Source organism: Bradyrhizobium sp. KZN70725 (assembly GCF_055264925.1).
Map to the genome: position 1 here is coordinate 1 of NZ_JBUYWT010000166.1, position 1429 is coordinate 1429.

Consider the following 1429-nt stretch of genomic DNA (forward strand, 5'->3'; position numbering starts at 1 on the left):
GTAGATGGGGTAACGGGCCGGCCGCCCGCTCGCTACGGCGCAATTTGGAAGCGCGCTCGCGAGCGGCCTGTTGGTTGGAAGGCGGTCGTCCCTCAAACTGATGGTGTTCAACGGAGTCGGGCAAGCCCGCTCCAAGCATCATTAAGGGACGACCATGTACCACTATGCAGGAATTGACGTGTCTTTGGAATGCTCGAGCGTTTGCCTTGTCGATGGGACAGGCAAGATTTTGCGCGAGACGAAGGTTGCGAGCGAGCCGGCGGCGCTGATCGCCTGGTTCCGGTCGCTGGGTCTGGTACTGGAACGGATCGGGCTGGAGGCAGGCCCCTTGTCGCAATGGCTGTATGCGGGTCTGCGAGACGCAGGGCTTGCGGTCGAGCTGCTGGAAACGCGGCACGTTCGCGAAGCCTTCAAGTCGATGCCGGTGAAGACGGACCGCAACGATGCCCGCCGGATCGCGCAGTTGATGCGGCTCGGCTGGTTCCGGCCGGTGCACTGCAAGTCGGTCGCGGCGCAGGAGACCCGCGCCATCCTGACGGCGCGCAAGCTGCTGCAATCCAAGCTTCGCGATGTCGAGAACAGCCTGCGCGGCATACTTCGCGGTTTTGGCCTGAAGGTCGGTGCGACCACCGAGCGCACGTTCGCCGGACGCATCCGCGAGCTCGTGACCGGCCATCCCGGACTGGAGTTGGTCGCGGCGGCGCTGCTCCAAGCCCATGCGGTGCTGCTGCGGGAGTTCAAGAGCCTGGACAAGCACACCCAGAAGCTCGCCAGGACGCATCCATCCGCCAAGCTCCTGATGACAACGCCGTCCGTTGGTCCGATCGTGGCGCTCACCTATGCCGCGGCGATCGACGACCCGAAGCGCTTCCGCTCCTCGAAGGCCACGGGAGCCCACTTTGGGCTCACCCCGAAGAAGTACCAGTCCGGTGAGACCGACTACACCGGCCGCATCAGCAAGATCGGGGATGCCTCCGTGCGCGAGGCACTCTACCAGGCAGCTCACGTCATGCTGACCAAGCCGGTCAAGAATTGCTCGGCATTGAAGAGCTGGGCGATGCGGATCGCCCGGCGCGCAGGCATGCGCAAGGCCAAGGTAGCGCTGGCTCGCAAGCTCGCCGTGATCCTGCATCGCATGCTCGCCGACACCAAACCGTTCAACCCGATGACCAAGGCCATCTAGCCAGGAGCAGCAATCGGTTCCGGGCGGGCCACGACACCAGGCTCTCCCCGAGCGAAGTCCCTCCGCTGGGACGATGGATCCGGTCAGGCCGCCATCCGGGAAGTGGCTCACGACCACGCAATCCGTAGATTGGCCGGCCGGCTCCTCAATGCACCCCATCAGGCGACGGCCTTCGCGCCGATCCCGTACAGAAGCAAGTGCCCGGCGAGTGGATGACGCGAAAAGGGATTGACTAACCAAGGCCCG

1 protein-coding gene is annotated in these 1429 nt (G+C 64.5%); it reads left to right on the top strand.

Going from position 1 to position 1429, the window contains the following annotated elements; genetic code table 11:
* Positions 1–154: 154 nt before the first annotated feature.
* Entirely contained in the window at positions 155–1183 is a 1029-nt protein-coding gene (locus tag ACZBJS_RS42480; RefSeq protein WP_057016162.1) for an IS110 family RNA-guided transposase, read from the top strand.
* Positions 1184–1429 lie beyond the last annotated feature (246 nt).